The organism is Nocardia sp. NPDC051756 (assembly GCF_040681495.1).
GTDB lineage: Bacteria > Actinomycetota > Actinomycetes > Mycobacteriales > Mycobacteriaceae > Nocardia.
In genome coordinates this window covers 510,003-526,814 of sequence record NZ_JBFAYV010000007.1, presented here as the reverse complement: position 1 = coordinate 526,814, position 16,812 = coordinate 510,003, and the positions used below count along the sequence as shown (strand labels likewise).

At 66.9% G+C, this 16,812-nt stretch carries 22 protein-coding genes and 1 riboswitch; of the genes, 11 read left to right on the top strand and 11 right to left on the bottom strand.

Annotated features, from left to right (window positions below):
* Positions 1 to 325 precede the first annotated feature (325 nt).
* The 6 genes from AB0M22_RS32605 to AB0M22_RS32580 all read left to right on the top strand — a co-directional run bounded on the left by AB0M22_RS32605 (position 326) and on the right by AB0M22_RS32580 (position 4,808).
* The gene (locus tag AB0M22_RS32605) at positions 326 to 769 is read left to right on the top strand and encodes a S26 family signal peptidase (RefSeq protein ID WP_364735075.1); all 444 of its coding nucleotides are present in this window, start codon (positions 326 to 328) and stop codon (positions 767 to 769) included.
* Positions 766 to 1,284 carry a MauE/DoxX family redox-associated membrane protein gene (locus AB0M22_RS32600; protein WP_364735073.1) on the top strand — a complete coding sequence of 173 codons (519 nt, stop codon included), beginning with the start codon at positions 766 to 768 and terminating at the stop codon, positions 1,282 to 1,284. The genes AB0M22_RS32605 and AB0M22_RS32600 overlap by 4 nt, the downstream gene beginning before the upstream one ends.
* A gap of 112 nt (positions 1,285 to 1,396) precedes the next feature.
* The gene (locus AB0M22_RS32595; RefSeq protein ID WP_364735071.1) at positions 1,397 to 2,014 is read left to right on the top strand and encodes a dihydrofolate reductase family protein; all 618 of its coding nucleotides are present in this window, start codon (positions 1,397 to 1,399) and stop codon (positions 2,012 to 2,014) included.
* Positions 2,015 to 2,036: 22 nt separating this feature from the next.
* On the top strand, positions 2,037 to 2,360 hold the full coding sequence (locus tag AB0M22_RS32590) for a YciI family protein (protein WP_364735069.1): 324 nt from the start codon (positions 2,037 to 2,039) through the stop codon (positions 2,358 to 2,360).
* Entirely contained in the window at positions 2,357 to 3,592 is a 1,236-nt protein-coding gene (locus AB0M22_RS32585) for a DUF6596 domain-containing protein (protein WP_364735067.1), read from the top strand. The genes AB0M22_RS32590 and AB0M22_RS32585 overlap by 4 nt, the downstream gene beginning before the upstream one ends.
* A 292-nt stretch (positions 3,593 to 3,884) precedes the next feature.
* Positions 3,885 to 4,808: an NADP-dependent oxidoreductase gene (locus AB0M22_RS32580; RefSeq protein WP_364735065.1), complete on the top strand. Its 924-nt coding sequence runs from the start codon at positions 3,885 to 3,887 to the stop codon at positions 4,806 to 4,808.
* A gap of 81 nt (positions 4,809 to 4,889) precedes the next feature.
* Here the strand turns inward: AB0M22_RS32580 and AB0M22_RS32575 are convergent, their stop codons facing one another.
* Entirely contained in the window at positions 4,890 to 5,828 is a 939-nt protein-coding gene (locus AB0M22_RS32575) for an alpha/beta hydrolase (RefSeq protein WP_364735063.1), read from the bottom strand.
* Positions 5,829 to 5,994: 166 nt separating this feature from the next.
* On the opposite strand from AB0M22_RS32575, the gene AB0M22_RS32570 reads away from it, so the two are divergent.
* Entirely contained in the window at positions 5,995 to 6,750 is a 756-nt protein-coding gene (locus AB0M22_RS32570; RefSeq protein WP_364735061.1) for a MerR family transcriptional regulator, read from the top strand.
* An 11-nt stretch (positions 6,751 to 6,761) separates the two neighbouring features.
* Here AB0M22_RS32570 and AB0M22_RS32565 read toward each other — a convergent pair whose 3' ends face one another.
* The 3 genes from AB0M22_RS32565 to AB0M22_RS32555 all read right to left on the bottom strand — a co-directional run bounded on the left by AB0M22_RS32565 (position 6,762) and on the right by AB0M22_RS32555 (position 8,121).
* A complete protein-coding gene (locus AB0M22_RS32565) occupies positions 6,762 to 7,076 on the bottom strand; it encodes a multidrug efflux SMR transporter (RefSeq protein ID WP_364735059.1) in 315 nt (104 codons plus the stop codon).
* 8 nt (positions 7,077 to 7,084) lie between these two features.
* Positions 7,085 to 7,148, bottom strand: a riboswitch (guanidine-III (ykkC-III) riboswitch).
* Between the two features lie 100 nt (positions 7,149 to 7,248).
* Positions 7,249 to 7,788, bottom strand: a complete 540-nt coding sequence (locus AB0M22_RS32560; RefSeq protein WP_364735057.1) for a hypothetical protein — start codon at positions 7,786 to 7,788, stop codon at positions 7,249 to 7,251.
* 117 nt (positions 7,789 to 7,905) lie between these two features.
* Positions 7,906 to 8,121: a hypothetical protein gene (locus AB0M22_RS32555; protein WP_364735055.1), complete on the bottom strand. Its 216-nt coding sequence runs from the start codon at positions 8,119 to 8,121 to the stop codon at positions 7,906 to 7,908.
* Between the two features lie 363 nt (positions 8,122 to 8,484).
* Between AB0M22_RS32555 and AB0M22_RS32550 the strand changes: the two genes are divergently transcribed.
* The 3 genes from AB0M22_RS32550 to AB0M22_RS32540 all read left to right on the top strand — a co-directional run bounded on the left by AB0M22_RS32550 (position 8,485) and on the right by AB0M22_RS32540 (position 11,618).
* Entirely contained in the window at positions 8,485 to 9,249 is a 765-nt protein-coding gene (locus tag AB0M22_RS32550) for an SDR family NAD(P)-dependent oxidoreductase (protein WP_364735053.1), read from the top strand.
* Positions 9,250 to 9,272: 23 nt separating this feature from the next.
* Positions 9,273 to 10,022, top strand: a complete 750-nt coding sequence (locus tag AB0M22_RS32545) for an SDR family oxidoreductase (RefSeq protein ID WP_364735051.1) — start codon at positions 9,273 to 9,275, stop codon at positions 10,020 to 10,022.
* 738 nt (positions 10,023 to 10,760) lie between these two features.
* The gene (locus AB0M22_RS32540) at positions 10,761 to 11,618 is read left to right on the top strand and encodes a hypothetical protein (RefSeq protein WP_364735049.1); all 858 of its coding nucleotides are present in this window, start codon (positions 10,761 to 10,763) and stop codon (positions 11,616 to 11,618) included.
* 183 nt (positions 11,619 to 11,801) lie between these two features.
* On the opposite strand, the gene AB0M22_RS32535 is transcribed toward AB0M22_RS32540, so the two are convergent.
* The 6 genes from AB0M22_RS32535 to AB0M22_RS32510 all read right to left on the bottom strand — a co-directional run bounded on the left by AB0M22_RS32535 (position 11,802) and on the right by AB0M22_RS32510 (position 14,822).
* Positions 11,802 to 12,656: an ATP-grasp domain-containing protein gene (locus tag AB0M22_RS32535; RefSeq protein WP_364735047.1), complete on the bottom strand. Its 855-nt coding sequence runs from the start codon at positions 12,654 to 12,656 to the stop codon at positions 11,802 to 11,804.
* 22 nt (positions 12,657 to 12,678) lie between these two features.
* Positions 12,679 to 13,143, bottom strand: coding sequence for a MerR family transcriptional regulator (locus AB0M22_RS32530; protein ID WP_364735045.1), 465 nt, complete (start codon positions 13,141 to 13,143; stop codon positions 12,679 to 12,681).
* Positions 13,140 to 13,469 carry a hypothetical protein gene (locus AB0M22_RS32525; RefSeq protein WP_364735043.1) on the bottom strand — a complete coding sequence of 110 codons (330 nt, stop codon included), beginning with the start codon at positions 13,467 to 13,469 and terminating at the stop codon, positions 13,140 to 13,142. Before AB0M22_RS32525 ends, AB0M22_RS32530 begins: the two co-directional genes overlap by 4 nt.
* Before the next feature lie 55 nt (positions 13,470 to 13,524).
* A complete protein-coding gene (locus AB0M22_RS32520; protein ID WP_364735041.1) occupies positions 13,525 to 13,776 on the bottom strand; it encodes a hypothetical protein in 252 nt (83 codons plus the stop codon).
* A gap of 28 nt (positions 13,777 to 13,804) precedes the next feature.
* Complete coding sequence (locus AB0M22_RS32515; RefSeq protein ID WP_364735039.1) at positions 13,805 to 14,140, bottom strand: hypothetical protein; 336 nt, start codon at positions 14,138 to 14,140, stop codon at positions 13,805 to 13,807.
* Between the two features lie 91 nt (positions 14,141 to 14,231).
* Positions 14,232 to 14,822, bottom strand: a complete 591-nt coding sequence (locus AB0M22_RS32510; RefSeq protein ID WP_364735037.1) for a TetR family transcriptional regulator — start codon at positions 14,820 to 14,822, stop codon at positions 14,232 to 14,234.
* Between the two features lie 134 nt (positions 14,823 to 14,956).
* Between AB0M22_RS32510 and AB0M22_RS32505 the strand changes: the two genes are divergently transcribed.
* Complete coding sequence (locus tag AB0M22_RS32505) at positions 14,957 to 16,156, top strand: NAD(P)/FAD-dependent oxidoreductase (RefSeq protein ID WP_364735035.1); 1,200 nt, start codon at positions 14,957 to 14,959, stop codon at positions 16,154 to 16,156.
* On the opposite strand, the gene AB0M22_RS32500 is transcribed toward AB0M22_RS32505, so the two are convergent.
* Positions 16,153 to 16,788: a histone deacetylase gene (locus AB0M22_RS32500; protein ID WP_364735033.1), complete on the bottom strand. Its 636-nt coding sequence runs from the start codon at positions 16,786 to 16,788 to the stop codon at positions 16,153 to 16,155. The genes AB0M22_RS32505 and AB0M22_RS32500 overlap by 4 nt on opposite strands.
* Positions 16,789 to 16,812: the final 24 nt, after the last annotated feature.

The following is a 16,812-nucleotide window of genomic DNA, read 5'->3' as shown; positions in this document are numbered from 1 at the left end:
CGCCTCCGGACCGGGTGCCCTAGATCATGGGCAGCCCTGGCGACAGCCGTAGCCACCGCAGGTATAACCGGTGCCCGGGCAGTAGCGGCATTCCTGGCAGCAATACGACGGATAGTTATTGTCGTGATCGCACCAGCATTCCCGTTCGGGTGCGGTGCAGGCGGACGCGTCCATTTGTGGTACAAGCCTCGCCAGCATTCTGTCGCCTGCCCTGCGTGCGATTCCGATCATGAATTCACCTCATATCTCGCCGGCCCGTCCGGCGGCGGACCGATCATAACCACATTGCTTTCGATTACGGCAAGCGAAATTGCAGGAGACGAATATGAGATCGCTGGGAGTGGTCACCGCACTGCTGGCCGCGGCGGGCGCGCTATTCGCCGCGCGGCGAATGCTGGTCCTGGTGAATGTCACCGGCGCCAGCATGGAACCGACGCTGCGCGACGGCGACCGGATTCTGGTTCGCCGCCGCGGTCCGGCCGGCCTGCGGCGCGGCCGGATCGTGGTGCTGATGGCGCCCGAGGCGGCTCAGGGCCGGGAGTGGCAGTGTCCCGGCTGGCACGTCAAACGTGTTGTCGCGCTTCCCGGTGACCCGCTGCCCGCCGATGTTCCGGCCACCGACGACACGGGTCTGGTGCCGCGGGATTCGGTGGTGGTGTTCGGCGACAACCCGCTCAGCGGCGACTCACGCAACTGGGGGCCGTACCGTCTCGACGGTTTCGTCGGCACGCTGATCTGCCGCACCCGGACCGCGGGGCGGATCGGATGATCTACGTCGTGCTGTCCTGCCGGTACCTGCTGGCAGGAGTGTTCCTGGTGGCATTGGTCGGCAAATTGCGAAGCCGCGCAACATATCTGGAGTTCGTCGCGGCGACGGGTGCGCTACTCGGCGTTGGCGATCGGGCGGCCCGGCGGGCGGCGCTGTCGACCGTCGCGGCCGAGGTGATCATCGTCTGCGCGCTGATCGCCGAACCGGCGGCCCGAGTCGGCCTCGGACTGGCCGCATTGCTGCTGGGATGTTTCACCGTCGCGCTGCTGAGTGCGTTGCGGCGCGGTTCGACCACGCCGTGCCGTTGTTTCGGCGCGTCCACCACACCGATCCGGGTCGAGCACGTGCTGCGCAGTGCCACGCTCGGCGTCCTCGCGCTCGCCGGGCTGCTGGTCGATCTCACCCTCGCGACGCATCACTACGCACCGGCCGGTGTCGCGGTATCGGTACCGGCAGTGGCCGCGGGCATCCTGCTGAGCACCCGGCTCGACGATGTGGTCGACCTGCTGCGCTGACGTCCCCGGAAAGATTTTCGAAGAAATCTGGACGGGGCTGTCGGATCGGGCAAGTGGCGTTCGTAGCAGTGGTGAGGCCGCCCAGCGAGGGCGGCGAGAGAAAGGAAAACACATGAGCGCCACCTTCACCGTCGACTTCTTCTGCAGCCTCGACGGCTACGGCTCGGCCCAGGGCTGGCCCGGATACTGGGGCAAGGAAGGCCCCGAGGTCATCGAGGACCGGGTGCGCACCTTCGCGCAGGACCAGGTGCTCGTCTTCGGCGCGACGACGTTCCGGCAGTTCCGCAAGTTCGTGACCATGTTCGACGAGCCCTACTACGAGAGCATCAAGCAGCTGCCGAAGCTCGTGTTCTCCAGCACGCTCGAAGCGCCGCTCGGGTGGGACAACTCGACGGTGCTCGACGAGGACGCGGTGACGGCGATCGAGCGCCTGAAGCGGACGACGGACGTGCCGATGCGTTCGCACGGCAGCATCTCGCTGAACCGTGCGCTGCTCGCCGCCGGCCTGGTCGACCGGCTCGAAATCCTCATGTTCCCCGCCGTCACGGGCCGCGCAGGCGAAGCGGCGCTGCTGCACGGAGGGGCGGAGTTCGACCTGGAACTCGTCGAATCGACGGTGCTCGACGGCCGGACGCACAAGCTCGTCTACATCCCGCACCCGCACACGGCGGTTCCCGCGGGTGTCGGGCCGAAGCCCCGGAACGCGGACGCGCCGACCACGTTGTCTTGACACCACAGGAGAGGATCTACAGATGCGTTATCTGGTTTCCGTGATCGACGACAAGAGCAATCCCGGCAGCACGGACCGGCAACCTGCCATCAGCGAATTCAACGAGCGCCTGATCGCCGACGGCTACTGGGTGTTCGCGGGCGGACTCGCGGACACCGACACGGCCACGGTCATCGACAACCGGGGCGAGCAGGCGGTGTTCAGCGACGGGCCGTTCGTGGAGTCGAAGGAGTACCTGGCCGGCGTCTGGGTGTGGGAGGCCCCCGATCTGGATGTGGCGCTGAGGCTGGCCGCCGAGGCGTCGAAGGTCTGCGATCGCAAGATCGAGGTGCGGCCGTTTCAGTGAGCGACATCGAGGAGGCGATCACCCACGCCCACCACACGGAGTGGGCCCGGGTGGTCGCCAGCTTGACCAGGCGTTTCGGTGATCTCGACATCGCCGAGGAGTCGGCCGCCGAGGCGTTCGCGGCCGCCGTCGAGCGGTGGCCGGCCGACGGCGTGCCGCCCAACCCCGGCGCCTGGCTGACCACCACCGCCAACCGCAAGGCCATCGACCGGATCCGGCGCGAGAACAAGCGCGACGACAAATACAAGGAGGCTCTGATGGTGTTCGACGACGACCCGCCCGAGCCTCTCGGCGTCATCGACGACGACCGGCTGCGGCTGATCTTCACCTGCTGCCACCCGGCGCTGGCGATGGAAGCCCGCCTGGCCCTGACCCTGCGCATGGTCGGCGGGCTGACCGTGCCCGAGATCGCCCACGCCTTCCTGGCGACCGAGGCGGCCACGGGGCAGCGGATCACCCGGGCGAAGGCCAAGATCAAAGCGGCGCGCATCCCGTATCGGATGCCGTCCGCCGAGGATCTCCCGGCGCGGGTCGCCGGCGTGCTCGCCGTACTCTTTCTCGTGTTCAACGAGGGGTATCTGGCGACCGGCGCGGACACCGATCCGGTACGTCAGGACCTGACCGCGGAGGCGATCCGGCTCACCCGGCTGATTCGCGCCCTGCTGCCGGAGGACGGGGAGGTGGCCGGGTTGCTGGCGCTGATGCTGCTGATCGAGGCCCGCCGAACTGCTCGCGTCTCGGTCTCCGGCGAGTTGGTCGCGCTCGACGAGCAGGACCGCGGGGCTTGGGACAAGGAGCTGATTGCCGAGGGGCACGGTCTGGTGCGTGAGCGCTTGGCGGCTGCTGCCGCCGGGGTGGCGCCGGGGCGTTATCAGATCCTCGCCGCGATCAATGCCGTGCACACCTCTGCCCGCGACATGCGCGACACCGACTGGTCGCAGGTCCTCGCGCTGTACAACCAGCTCGTTCGCCTCGATTCTTCGCCGATCGTCGCCCTCAATCGGGCCATCGCCCTCGCTGAAATCGACGGTCCGGAGGTGGCTTTGGCGGCGGTCGATCGTCTCGAAGACCAGCTGGCCGGGTATCACGCCTACCACGCCACTCGGGCCGACCTGCTGCGTCGGCAAGGGCGAAGTCAGCAGTCGCGTGCGGCGTACGACAAAGCCATCGAGTTGGCGGGTAATACCGCCGAGACTGCCTACCTGACTCGTCGTCGGGACCAATTACGTTGACACGGTGGGGGATTCGCTCGTTTCGATTCGGATCGTGGTCGAGTGTTGTCGGCCGGAGTGCGCCTATCGTAGACGGGGTCCGCGTCTCCTTGCGTGCCCGACGGTGCCGAAGACTTCGGCGCGCGCCTGTCGGCGTTGCTCACAGAGCGCGGACCCGGAAACCGGTGTGGCGCGGTCGACCTGACGCTGTGACCTGTGCCTCATCCGGTTGCCCCTCACGTTGGCGTGAGAGGTGACGATGGTTGTGCGGAGCCCGGAACCACCGGGCCGGTCATCCGGGAGGCGGCGAAAGATGGCGCAGGCGTGGGGTTTCGGCAGGTTTGGCGGGCCCGAGGTGCAGGAGTTCTTCGATCGTCCCGATCCGGTCCCTGGTCGTGGCGAGGTGCTGATCCGGGTCGATGTCGCCGGCGTGAATCCGCTCGATCACGTGCTGCGCTCGGGTCTGGTCGCCGAACTCGACAGCGGGCGGCCGTTTCCCCGCGTGCTGGGCATGGAAGCGGCGGGAACCGTTCTCGCCCTTGGTGAGAACGTCGATGGACTGGAGGTGGGTGACGCGGTCTTCGGCTTCGCGCTCACCGGCGCCGGCACGTACGCCGAGACGACGCTGCTGTCCGCGCCGAACACCGCGCGGATCCCAGCGGGTCTGTCCGCGACCGTCGCGGCCACGCTGCCGGTGGCCGGGACGACCGCGGTCGATGCGCTCGACCAGCTAGACCTCCCGGCCGGGGCCACGATCCTGGTCAACGGGGTCGGTGGTGGGGTCGGCCTTGCCGTCGCCCGGCTGGCTATTGGGCGTGAGCTTCGCGTGATCGGCACCGGGAGCGCCGCCAAGCGCGAGCACGCCGAGGCCACCGGGGTGCGTTTTATCGACTACGCCGCCGGCGATGTCGTCGCCGCGGCCCGCGAGCTGGTTACGGACGGCTTCGGCGGGATCGTCGACCTGGTCGGCGGCACCTCGCTGCGGACGGTCGCTGCACTGGCCCGGGATCCGCGCAACGTGATCTCCGTGGGTGATCCGTCGGTGTCCGACCTCGGTGGGCGATTAGTAGACCGTCGAATCGACCGCGAAAACCTGGAGCGCGCAGCACAACTCGCCCTCGACGGAGTCCTCGCCCCCGTGATCACCGCGATCCATTCGCTCGCCGACGCCCCAGCCGCCCTCGCAATCGTGGAGGACGGGCACTCATCGGGCAAAGTCGTCATCAAGGTGGCGTGAATATGGCCGCCGCCCTTGCGCGGAACGTGCGCTCGTTGGAGACCCGGTGTCATGCTGAGAATCCGTATGAGCATTGTGCCTTCAGGAGGCGTGGATGTCCTTGAAGGACAACAGGATTCCGGCGGTCCGCGAGGGATCCTCGACCAGGGGTGAGTGACCGACGCCAGCCATGGTCTCCACCCGCGCGCCCGGAACGGTGCGGTACGCGTCGGTGGAGGTGGCGGGCCGCCAGCGCCGGTCCTGTTCCCCGAAGATCACCAGCAGGGGTTTGCCGAGGGCGGTCAGCCGATCCGGAAGGGTGCGCTCCCGTAGATAGTCATGGCTGGCCGCCGATGTCGCGGTGAGGGAGTGGTAAGTCATGCCACGCAGGTCGTCGACGAACTGCTGCGGGATCGGGAAGTCGTCGGTGGCGAAGGCTCCGCTCAGCGCCTGGCGCAGCAGACCGTCGGTGCGTAGCTGCCAGAGTGCTTCTCCGACAACGGGAGTCGTGAGCAGCCTGCTGGTCGGCGTTTCGGAAGTGTCGTCGGCGATGCTCGGCCCGGTGTCGATGAGCACCAACGCGCTCACCAATTCGGGGCGTTGTTCGGCGAGCGAGGTGGCGACCGCGCCGCCGGTGGAGTGACCGACCACGATGGCGTGGGGGATGCCGAGCTGCTCCAGCACTCCGGCGACTCGATTGGCGTGCGCCGGGATCGAGTAGCGGTCGCCGTCGGGCTTGGCCGAGCTGCCGTGCCCGAGCAGATCGACCCGGATGACCCGGTAGGAGTTGGTCAGCAGCGGCACCAGCCGGTCCCACCAGTGCGTCGATCCGGCGAGGCCGTGGATCAGGACCAGGGCCGGTCCGTCGGCGGGACCGTCCTGGCTGACCTGAAGGTCGTGACCGTCGACGGTCAGCGTCGATGCTCCGGTGGCTGCGACGCTCCGATGTGCGCTCAGCACCGAATTGCCCAGCAACAGTAGGACAATCGCGCCGACCACGGCGGCAGCGCGGCGTCTTCTCGCGAGTAGAGGTGAATTCATGCAATCACTGTCGCTGTCGGTGGGGTCCGGTGGCTTGTACAAATGTTCCGGCCCCAGCATATGAGGGGGCAGCCGCCCGTTGTTTAGGCTTGCACCTGACGTTAGGTCAGGTTCTACCGTCGGCGACACCGGCGCACAGAGCGTCGGTGGAAGTGAGACGAAACGGATGGACCAGCACGGAACCGAGCGGGTATGGAAGGTCGGTGAACTCGCGGCCGAGGCCGGGTTGACGGTGCGGACGCTGCACCACTACGACCGGATCGGGTTGGTACACCCGGCGGAGCGGAGCAGCACCGGCCACCGGCTCTACACCGCCGGCGACGTCGAGCGTCTGTATCAGGTGCTGGCCCTGCGCCACCTCGGCCTGGGCCTGGACCAGATCATGGACCTGCTCGCCGGCACCGTGGCGATGCCGAAGGTGCTGTCTGCGCATCGCGACTTTCTCGCCGCGCAGTTGGCCGCGACCCAGGAACTGCACGCCCTGGTCGCGGCACTGGCCGCCACCGCCGAGAACAGTCCGGACGCATCCGCGGAACGCTTCCTGGAATTGATCAGGAGGACCGTCATGGTCGACGACACGTTCAAGCAGTACTTCACCGAGGGACAGTTGACGCAGCTCGCGCAGCGTCGAGAAGAACTCGGGGAGCAGCGGATTCGGCAAGTCGAAGCCGCATGGGGTGAACTCATCCCGAAGGTCGACGCGGCGATCGCGGCGGGCATGGACCCGACCACCCCCGAGGCACAGCAGTTGGCAGCGCAATGGATGGAACTCCTGGAAGGGTTCCACGGTGGTGACGCCGGCCTGCGCGACAGCATGTATCGCATGCAAGCCGGCGAGGCCGACCGGATCGAGAGCGAGTTCTGCGGACCGTCACCCGCGCAGATCGAATTCATCTCGACCGCGAACGCCGCACGCGGATAACGGCTTTCGGCTCAGTGGACGAGCTTCAGCCCGACCACTGAGCCGACAATGCCCAGCAGGAACAGCACTTTCAGTAAGGACACCGGTTCCGAGCCAGTCGCCATCGCGTAGACAACCGTGAGCACGGCACCGATACCTACCCAGACCGCGTAGGCGGTGCCGATCGGCAGACCGCGCATGGCAAACGCCAATCCGGCCATGCTTGCCGCCAGCGCGACGAGAAAGACCACGGTAGGAACCAGTCGACTGAACCCGGCCGATTTGCCCAGGGCGGTAGCCCAGACGGCCTCACAAACTCCGGACAGCATGAGAATCAACCACGACATGACGAGCCTCCGAGGCCGTCTTGTCGCGCACCGGGTACGGCTCCCTCGTCCGGGGCCCTCTTCAGGACCTACTACCCACCATGGCAATTCCGCGCGCCCCCGGCAACCCGCCCCGCGGTGACCTTCCTCTCCGCACGCACGGCGCTACCAGCGCAGGTTCGTTCTGCCGATGTCAGTTGTCTAGCTGATGGCTGCGGTATTCGGCTAGCGGCGCACCGAATTCCAGCTCGTTCTCGTCCATTCCGTTGCTGATCGTCACTCGGTCATCGGCAAATATGAAACTCACCGCGACCATTCCGTCGGCAACGTTCCGGCCGGCCCACTCGAGCAACTCGATCGCCTGTAGCTGCTGCCCTTCGAGGGCCACCAACTCGGGCCGGGTGTCGTGTCGCCAGCTCAAATGGAAGGTGTGAACGTCCGGATCGTCGTCATCGCCATTCGACCAGGTGGCCTGCTCGATAGGATCGACGGTGTTCCAGGTGATGGAGAGATCGTCGAACTTCTGGTGATTGAGTTCTACCTGCTCACCGTCGAAGTCCAACAGAACCGGGCCGTCGGCGAACCACTGATCGTCGTCGCGGTCCCAAGCGAGCCACGCCCGGGTCAGGCGGCGCCCGAGCAGCGCCTGGAGCCGCCGACCATGAGCGTCGGCAATCTCGCGGCGGCCGCTGAGCCACTGCGGTTGATAACCCTCGATATCGAAGTAGGCCATGGTGCGCCGCAACCTATCACCATCCAGCCACAGTGACGTCAACTTTTATCGGCGCCAACCTCGACACCGCCGGGTCCGGCCCGACGCGGGTACACCTGGCGTCGGGCCGGACCGAGCTCACATGTTGTGCCAGTTCGGGGCGGGCGGGTACTCGTCGGGGCAGACCGTCTCCAGCGGGAACCACATGGGCACCGTGGTCGACTCCTCGAGATTCCAGCACATCACACCCGGCTCGCGCGGCTCCGCGTAAGCGGCGCCGGAAACGATACCGGCGCCACCGATCGCGACCCCCGCGACAATCGCAATCCTTGCGGCCAAGCGATTGACATTCATATTCGAACTCCCCTTCGAATCAAGCAGCGACAGAACGCTTTCCGATCGTGCACGCTGCGGAAACCAACTGTTTCTACTTGTATTAGATGCACGGGGGCGGCGATCGGTTCCATCATTTTCCGCAAGCGATCGACAAAGTCCTGAAGCCACAGCCGGTTTCGCGCAGTCGAGCTGGCGGCCGGTCTCACACGTCGGTGGGGGAGCGCGCATTGCCCAGCATCCCCAGTAGCTTTCTCGTAGCCCTCTGTGCGCGGTCAGTGGTCAACACCGGTATCGGCGGGTTGCCGATCGGTAGCCAGGGATCGCCGATCCCCCGATAAGCGCTCTCTGTATCCCACCCACCGGGGCGCGCACGATCAGGGCATGAACATCACCGGAAACACCATCTTCGTCCCCGGCGCCACCAGCGGAATCGGCCTCGCACTCGCGGTCGAGTTGCAGGCGAGGGGCAATACCGTCATCGTCGGCGGCCGGCGCACCGCGCTGCTCGAGCGGATCGCCGTCGAGCACCCCGGCATGCACACCGTGCAGATCGACACCGCCGACCCCGCCGGCATCGAAGCCGCCGCCAAAGTGGTGCTCGACCAGCACCCCGAGCTCAACGTGCTGGTGACCATGGCAGGCATCATGAACGTCGAGGATTGGCACCAGCCCGAGACGTTCCTCGCCTCCGCCGAGTCCATCGTGACCACCAACCTGCTCGGCCCGATCCGGCTGATCGCCGCGTTCATCGAGCAGTTGCGCACCCGGCCCGACGCCACGATCATGACCGTGTCCTCCGGGCTCGCGTTCGCCCCGCTCACGGTCACGCCGAGCTACAACGCGTCCAAGGCCGCCATCCACATGCTCAGCGAATCGCTGCGATTGCAGCTGGCCGACACCTCGGTGCGGGTGGTGGAACTGGAGCCGCCGTCGGTGCGCACCTCGCTGATGCCCGGCCAGGAAAACAGCGAGTGGGCCATGCCCCTCGAGGAGTTCGTCGCCGAGGTGATCGGGTTGATCGAGTCCCAGCCCGACGCCAAGGAGATTCAGGTCGAACGCGTCAAGTTCCTGCGTTACGGCGAGGCCCGCGGCGACTACGAGACGGTCGTCGCCACGCTCAACCACAGCGACCCGAACGGCAAGTGAGCAGTGATCCGAAGGAGATTGTGATGACGCTACAAGGAAAAGTCGCCCTGATCACCGGCTCGTCGCGAGGGCTCGGCAGGGCCATCGCCCTGCGCTTCGCCCAACAAGGAGCGGACCTGGTCATCAACTACGCACGTGACGCTGCGGCAGCCGGCGATGTCCAGGCCCAGGCGAGTGCCGCCGGCGTCAAGGCCATCGCGGTGCAGGCCGACGTCTCCACCTCCGACGGTGTCGAGCACCTGTTCCGCACCGCGCTGGACACGTTCGGGCGGTTGGACGTGGTGGTCGCCAACGCCGGCATCGAGAAGGTCAACATCCCGGTCACCGACATCACCGAGGAGGACTTCGACCTGCTGTTGCGGGTCAACACCAAAGGACCGTTCCTGGTGCTGCGGGCGGCGGCACGCCACATCGCCGACGGCGGCCGCATCATCAACGTCGCCTCCAGCACCACCCAGTTCCCCGCCGTCGGCATAGGCCTGTACGGCACCAGCAAGGTCGCGCCCACCTACCTCGTGCAGGTGCTCGCCAAGGAACTCGGTTCGCGCGGGGTCACCGTCAACTCGCTGATACCCGGCGCGATCGACGACGCGGGCATCTTCGACGGCGTACCCGATGCCGACCCGTTCAAGACCGACCTGCGCGAGTCGGTGCCGCTCGGCAGGTTGGCCACAACCACCGACGTCGCCGACGTGGCCGAGCTGCTCGCTGACCCCAAGGCGGCCTTCGTCACCGGCCAGAACATCCTGATGAACGGTGGCTCGAATCAGTAAGCCCTTTCATCGCAGCCCGCTCGCTGCACCACGCGGGCTGCGATGAGCAGGCTTACCGACAGACGTACGCGGATACCTCCCTGAAATTCCCAACTTTTTCCCAAACCTCCGCAGTACAAACTCGCCAACTTCTGTATATGGTCAGCGTCCGGATCGACGCGAGACCAGCCAGTTGACGGTCTCGCTTCGGCTGGTGCGCTGAACTAGACCGGAACGCCCGTGGACCTTGCACCCAGCGCGGCGTCGCACCCACCGTTGGATGCCCAACCCGATGGACTACATACCCGATTCGTACCCAGCGGGAAGGCGGAGGGGTCTTCTGGCGCATGGCTCGCCACGCATCACGTTGGGAAGTCCTGTAAGACAGCCTTTTTGGACGTTCGACCGGCGCGCGCTCCGTGGCATTGCGGTGCGTCGGTGTGACCGACTGCGGACCGCGCCCAGCGCGACTCTCGTGCGTCCGATGGACGGATGCACGGTGATTTAGGGGCATGCGAGTTCATCGTGGTCCCGCTATCTTCACTGCATGTTCAACCTGAAGCTTGACCGCGCGGCGCCGCTCTCCCGTGTGGGACGTCGGGGTCGGCCGCGGTTCAAGCATTCGAAACTACCGAGAGTCGGCGGATCGATCGGCGAAAAGTGTTGCGGCGCGGGTGAGTTCGCCGGATGAGCACTGAGGGAGGGGCTGCCACGAGGGCGGACCTGTCGTGGCTGCGGCGACCGCGAAGCGTGGTCTTCGTGGCGCAACTGCTGGTCAGCTTGCCGCTGGTGGTGGTGACGGTACTGCTGCTGGTGTGGCTCGACCGAAAGCTGGGGTGGCCGCAGTGGATCCTTCCGGTGATCTGGCTGATCTGGTGCGTGATCGCCCGCTACCGGCCCAGGGTGCGGCTCGTCTCGCGGATGCGCACACCGACAGCCGACGAAGCCGCGCTGCTCACACCCGCGTGGACGACGGTGGCGCACGCGGCTGGGGTGGACAGCGCGAAGTATTCGTTGATGGTGGGCGATGTGTTGAGAGCGGGTCTGATTTTCCGCCCGCGGGCGATAATCATCGTGAACAGTAAGGATTTGATCGAACCGGCGCCTCGTGGCCTGCCCATGCAGTGCGCCTGGGGACTGGGGCTGAACCTGATCGGCCCGTCGTACGCTCGTCGGCTGACGGCCCTGTATCGCAGGCCCGCCTCGGTCGTGACGGGGTTGGCCGGGGCCGTGGCAGCGGTGGTGATGATCGCGGCCGTGGCCGTGACAGCTCGTGGCAAGACCGACACCAAGGACGATCTGTCCAACGTGTTCTATGTGGGCGGGCAGATCTTGGGGTTCGGGGCCATCGCCGGGGCGTTGCTGCTCGTGGTCGGTCTGCCGGGTGCCGTGGCGATCACGATGGCGTGTGTCCTGGACGCCTACGGGAAGGAATACCTGGGGCTGTACGCCGCGATCGTCGCCGATCGCGTCGCGGTCTGCCTGGGCTACGGCCGGGAACTGCGTGACTACCTGGCCGCGCATCCTGAGCAGGATCGCTTCCGGCGTTCCCTGCCGTGGAGCCGCGGCCGCCTCTGGTACCTGGATCGGCGAATGTCCACCGGGACAGTCGAATAACGAACCCGGCGATGCTCATGATGGATTCGCCGCGTCGTCACGGCGGCGGTTGGTCAGGAGCGTACTGCTTGACGATCCACCGGCAGATCGCTTCCACGACGTAGGCTCGCTCGGCGTCGTCGAGCGCGTGCCCGGGGTCGACGCCCTCGCTCTGGAGCGCGCGAACCGAACCGCACCTGGTGGTCAGTCGCGAAACTGATTGTGCAGCAAGGTGATCAACGCTTCGGGTGGGGTGCTTTCCGGCCGGTCGCTGACCTGTCCGTCGCCGATTTCGATCAATCGCCAGACTCCGTCTTCTCGCAGTGCGAAGTCGGCTGTGAGAAAGGGGAGACGCAGGTTTGCGATCAGTGGGGCGATCGGAGTGGGATCGAAATCGGGGGCGGGCTGGTCCTGAGGTGTGTCGGGGTGCGGGCTGATCAACGTGCAGGTGCCGTCGATCCACCACGTGCGGATTTCGGCCGAGCGGAAATGCTCGAAACGTCGCAGAACGAATCCACCGGTCAGGTCCGAACCGCGCAGTTCCAGGAATCTCAGTGCCACCCGCCAGGCCGTGTCCGAGTCGTCCAGCTCGGGGATGAACACCGCCTCATTCCAGTAGTGCTTCATCGACTTGGTGTAGTCCCGCAGTACCGCGGGTCCGGAACCGAGTTCGGCACGCGCACGGTCGAATTCGGCACGATCAGCACCGTCGGTCCATGCCGCCCGAGGCGTCACGTCGGCGACCGCGGAATGCCACCCGGGCAACTCGTGCGCCCGGCGGTACTGCTCTGGACCGGTCCGCAACGTGACGCCACGTCGTCGCAATGCCGCGGCGAACGCGGCGTACTGCTCACTACGCAACATCCACCCGCGGTACCACGCCGTATCGCTCGTCCCCACCGCGCGCACCGCCCGCTCGGCACCGTCGGGTTCGGTCAACGCGTCGTGATCGACCAGCGCGACCTCCATACCGGCCGCGCGAGCAACCTCTGCCTCGGCGGCGAAATGTTCATCGACACGACGAGGACGAAGCACATCGGCAGGAACCAGTAGCAGCATGGACCCCATCGTGGCAACCGAATCAGTGCGCGTTCAAGTCGTTTTCGCGCCCGATGCCGTGGCGCCGGTCGCCTGCGGCGCTGGTCTCGCCGGTGAACGGAATTGGGCAGCAAGGGCTTTCGCTGCAGGCGAGCAGGTCGTCGCAGCCGGCGGCGAGTGCCGCGCGCAGGGTGTCGCGCACACCGCTCAGTTCGGCGAGTTTCGCATCGACCTCGGCGAGTTTGGTGGCCGCGCGGGTGTGTAGGCCCGCGCGACTGTGTATTCGGGTGACTTGGAGGAGGTCGGCGACTTCGTCGAGGGTGAATCCGAGGCGTTGCGCGGCTTTGATGACGCGCAACGTGGCGACCGTCTGTTCGGGATAGGGACGGTGCCCGCCGAGGGACCGGTTCGGTTCGGCGAGCAGGCCGCGACGTTCGTAGTAGCGCAGCGTCTGGATGTTCACCCCTGCCGCGGCGGCCACCTCGCCCGTGCGTAACCCCGCGCTCATCGCGACGCGGTTCCGATCCGGGTTTCGAGCGCGTCCAGCACCTCGACGTGGGCGAGCGGGACGTCGATGTGCAGCACCGAGCCACCGGCGGCGGGTTCGAAGGTGAAAGTGAAGAACGAGCAGCAGTCCGTTTCGCGCGCCGCCAGATCCCGCCCGAGCGGCACGGCATCGGTGTCGATCAGCAGATCCAGGCGGGTCCGGCCGGGTCGTTCGGCGCGCTGCACCGCGTCGGTGAAGAACTGATCGAACTCGGCTACCCGCATCGGCCGTTGAGCGGTCGGCAGGGTGCACGAGTCCGGTACCCAGTCGGTGGGATCGATCGTCATGAATCCACGGTAAACCCGTACCCAGGTACCGAATGCAAGCCGGAAATCGGCACCCCTACTTCAGGAGTTCGATCACGGGCGCAAAGGTTTCTGTGTCCCATTCGAATATCGTGAAGTAGGTGATCCCGTAGCGGTCGCGACATTCACGCACACGGTCGGCGATCTCCTGCGGCGTGCCGATCAGCACACCGGGTGCGGTGCGGATTCGTTCGTCGGTGAAGCCGGGCTGGAACTGGCGCACCCGTTCGCTCAGGGTATTCGCCTCGGCCTGGGTGCCGACCGCCCACACCAGGAGGTTGAACTCCACCTGATCACGACGTTCGCCGAGCAGTCGGTCAGCAGACTGTCTGGAACGGGAAGCACGGCTGCGGCGGGGCGGCCGGCGGCGCGGGCGCGACGGTGGTCGGCACCACCGCGGTGTCGGCCGTCCGGTCGGTGAAACTCATGTGGGTGAGGGTCAGCACGACCAGCACGAGGATCACGCCGCCCACGAGCACCCCGAGACCCCACAGGATCGGCATGGGCGATGCACTGCGGTAACCGTGGAAGTACGGGGACCGGTAGCGCCCCGGCCGAGGCGCGCGCCGGTCGGTGAATCGGACGGACCCGCGCACGTAACTCCCGCCGATCCGTCCCCTGCGAGAATGCGGCCGCACAGCTTCGTACCCCATGACGTCAGTATGGCGCTAGGGTCCGACACGATCGGCCCGGTCAGCGAAATCGGCGGCTGTCAACGTTCCAGAGTCGTTGGCGGCCAACCGATCAGCGGCGCGACGCCGGCATGTTTGCCCATCCGGTGTCGAGGAGGGCGAAGATTCGGTCGAGGGCGGGTTCGGGGTCGGCTCGGCCGTGGACGAGGGTGACGGCTTCGAGGGCGAAGTGGGCGAGGGCCTGGCAGGCGGGATCGTCGTCGGGCAGTCCGCTGTCGGCGGCAATTGCAGCGGCCAGGGTGGTTTCGTGGCGCAGCGACATGCGCCGGGAGTGTTCACGTAGCGCCGGCGTGGTGTCGATCAGGCGGAGGAAATCGGCGAAGCGCGGGTCGGCGCGGGCCTGCTGGGACCGTTCGTCGCGCAGCAACTGCCGCAGCGCCTCGGGGATGGAGCAGCCGGCGGGACGCTCGCGAACGGCGGCGACGAGCGCTGCCTCGCGGTCGGCGTCCTGGTCGAAGACCAGCGCCTCCTTCCCACCGGGGAAGTGCTTGAACAGCGTGGTCGTCGAGACGTCGGCGGCCTCGGCGATCTCCCGCACGCCGACCGCGTCGTAGCCGCGCTCCAGGAACAGCTCCACCGCCGCGTCCGCCAGCGCTTGGCGGGTGGCGGCTTTCTTGCGCTCGCGGCGCCCGGTCTCGGTCACCTCACCACCTTAGCGTTTGGTTGAACAGTTCACAAAGTTCAACGGTTGCACTTTTTCAACGGTTGCACTTATGGTGGAGGAGACCCACCGGCGACGAGCACTCCGCCGGATCGAACACGGAAGGAACCACTCTCATGACCACACCCCGAATCGCCATCATCGGCGGCGGCCCTGCCGGCCTGATGTGCGCCCGAATCCTCCAGGGACACAACATCCAACCGACGGTGTACGACGCCGACACGGCCGTGGACTCCCGTGACCCGGGCGGCACCCTCGACCTACATGCCGACTCCGGCCAGATCGCGCTGGAGGACGCCGGACTGATGGACGCCTTCCGCGCGCTGGCCCGCGTCGAGGGGCAGGCCAAAAGCCGCCGCGACCAGCACGGCACCATCCTCGGCGAGTTCATCCCCGCCGAGGGCGACGAGGCCGCTCCCGAAATCGACCGCGGCCAACTGCGAACCATGCTCTACGAGCACCTGGGTCCGGGCACCGTCCACTGGGAACATGAACTCGCGCAAGTGATTCCGCTCGGCAACGGTACGCACCGACTGGAGTTCGCCAATGGCGTCAGTGTCGAAGCGGACCTCGTCATCGGCGCAGACGGCGCATGGTCGAAGGTGCGCCCGCTGCTCACCGACGCGCTGCCGCAGTACCTCGGCGTCTGCTTCCTCGACGCCCGATTCGACGACGTGGACACCAAACATCCCGAGGTCGCCGCGATCGTCGGCCACGGCCACATGTTCTCCACCGACGGCGACGGCCGCGCGGTGATCGTCCAACGCAACAGCAACGGAGTCGTCCGCGGCTACATAGCTTTTCGCGCCGAACTCGATTGGCACGTCACCGCGGGCGTGGACATCACCGACCGCGCGGCCGTCCGGTCCTATCTGCTGCGCGAGTTCGACGGATGGGCCACGGTCATGCGCCCGCTCATCACCGACAACGACAGCGACTACGTGCAACGCAGCTTCTGGGCCCTGCCCGCCCCACTGGCTTGGAGTCAGGTCCCCGGCGTCACCCTGATCGGCGACGCGGCCCACCTCATGGCTCCCTTCGGCGGCCACGGCGCGAACCTCGCGTTGCTCGACGGCGCCGAACTCGCGCACGCCATCGCGAAAGAGAACACCCTCGACGCCGCGATCGCCCGCTACGAGGCGCCGATGTTCGAGCGATCCGGCGAACTCGCCGCAGGCGCGAACACCGCGCTCACCAAGTTCTTCGCCACCACCTCGCCCGACGCTCCACACCTTCCTCCCGACCACGCGCGGGAACACCAGAACTACCAGGACAGGGCAGCGGAATATCGACGCCGGCAAGCCGCAGGTGCTTAGTCGGTAGCCGTAAGTAGGGCGGCGAGCGTCTCTGGGGTCCAGGTGAGGTCCGCGCCAGGACGAGTAGCCAGATACGCGGCGGTGGATTCGATTGTCCAGCCGTGGGATTCGATGAGACCGGCCGCGAGGTGACGTAAGTAGGTGGGGGAGGGAGAGTTTCCGGGTAGCTCGGTGTGGCGCCAGGGGGCGGTGCAGGTGAGGATCGGGTGGGACTCGAATGTCCCTGCGCAGGACAGGGTTTCGTAGCGACCGGGACCTTGCGGGGAACGTCCGGTGGTGATCGCCTCGGTGAGATCCAGGTCGGTGCCGGGCAGGCGGTACATCTCCTGGGCGGCGATATCGGAGAACTGGGCGGCGGTGAGCAGGTAGGCGCGGGCGGCCGTTTCGCCGGGCCCGTCCGGATCGTAGAAGGCCCGGCCCCCGGTCCACACCAGCGATTCGGTGGCGAAATAGAGCAGCCCCGGCAGCATGAGGGGGACCGAGCGGGCGGGCTCGGACGGATCACGGCAGCCCGGGACCGCCCGCGCCCCGCCCTCGGGCGTACCGCCGGTGAGGTAGCACCGGAGCCGGCTCAGGTGCATATTCGACCCGTACGCCGCGTACCAGACCAGGCCATCGCCGTTCTCGGTCACACCACCATCCTGCCAAGGCCGCCC

Bases quoted from the DNA above. Each gene is read 5' to 3' on its own strand.
- AB0M22_RS32595 (WP_364735071.1), top strand. From the start codon at position 1,397: ATGAGCGCCACCTTCACCGTCGACTTCTTCTGCAGCCTCGACGGCTAC.
- AB0M22_RS32535 (WP_364735047.1), bottom strand. From the start codon at position 12,656: ATGCTGCTACTGGTTCCTGCCGATGTGCTTCGTCCTCGTCGTGTCGAT.
- AB0M22_RS32550 (WP_364735053.1), top strand. From the start codon at position 8,485: ATGAACATCACCGGAAACACCATCTTCGTCCCCGGCGCCACCAGCGGA.
- AB0M22_RS32555 (WP_364735055.1), bottom strand. From the start codon at position 8,121: ATGAATGTCAATCGCTTGGCCGCAAGGATTGCGATTGTCGCGGGGGTC.
- AB0M22_RS32580 (WP_364735065.1), top strand. From the start codon at position 3,885: ATGGCGCAGGCGTGGGGTTTCGGCAGGTTTGGCGGGCCCGAGGTGCAG.
- AB0M22_RS32605 (WP_364735075.1), top strand. From the start codon at position 326: ATGAGATCGCTGGGAGTGGTCACCGCACTGCTGGCCGCGGCGGGCGCG.
- AB0M22_RS32590 (WP_364735069.1), top strand. From the start codon at position 2,037: ATGCGTTATCTGGTTTCCGTGATCGACGACAAGAGCAATCCCGGCAGC.
- AB0M22_RS32560 (WP_364735057.1), bottom strand. From the start codon at position 7,788: ATGGCCTACTTCGATATCGAGGGTTATCAACCGCAGTGGCTCAGCGGC.
- AB0M22_RS32505 (WP_364735035.1), top strand. From the start codon at position 14,957: ATGACCACACCCCGAATCGCCATCATCGGCGGCGGCCCTGCCGGCCTG.
- AB0M22_RS32545 (WP_364735051.1), top strand. From the start codon at position 9,273: ATGACGCTACAAGGAAAAGTCGCCCTGATCACCGGCTCGTCGCGAGGG.
- AB0M22_RS32530 (WP_364735045.1), bottom strand. From the start codon at position 13,143: ATGAGCGCGGGGTTACGCACGGGCGAGGTGGCCGCCGCGGCAGGGGTG.
- AB0M22_RS32600 (WP_364735073.1), top strand. From the start codon at position 766: ATGATCTACGTCGTGCTGTCCTGCCGGTACCTGCTGGCAGGAGTGTTC.
- AB0M22_RS32515 (WP_364735039.1), bottom strand. From the start codon at position 14,140: ATGGGGTACGAAGCTGTGCGGCCGCATTCTCGCAGGGGACGGATCGGC.
- AB0M22_RS32570 (WP_364735061.1), top strand. From the start codon at position 5,995: ATGGACCAGCACGGAACCGAGCGGGTATGGAAGGTCGGTGAACTCGCG.
- AB0M22_RS32575 (WP_364735063.1), bottom strand. From the start codon at position 5,828: ATGAATTCACCTCTACTCGCGAGAAGACGCCGCGCTGCCGCCGTGGTC.
- AB0M22_RS32565 (WP_364735059.1), bottom strand. From the start codon at position 7,076: ATGTCGTGGTTGATTCTCATGCTGTCCGGAGTTTGTGAGGCCGTCTGG.
- AB0M22_RS32525 (WP_364735043.1), bottom strand. From the start codon at position 13,469: ATGACGATCGATCCCACCGACTGGGTACCGGACTCGTGCACCCTGCCG.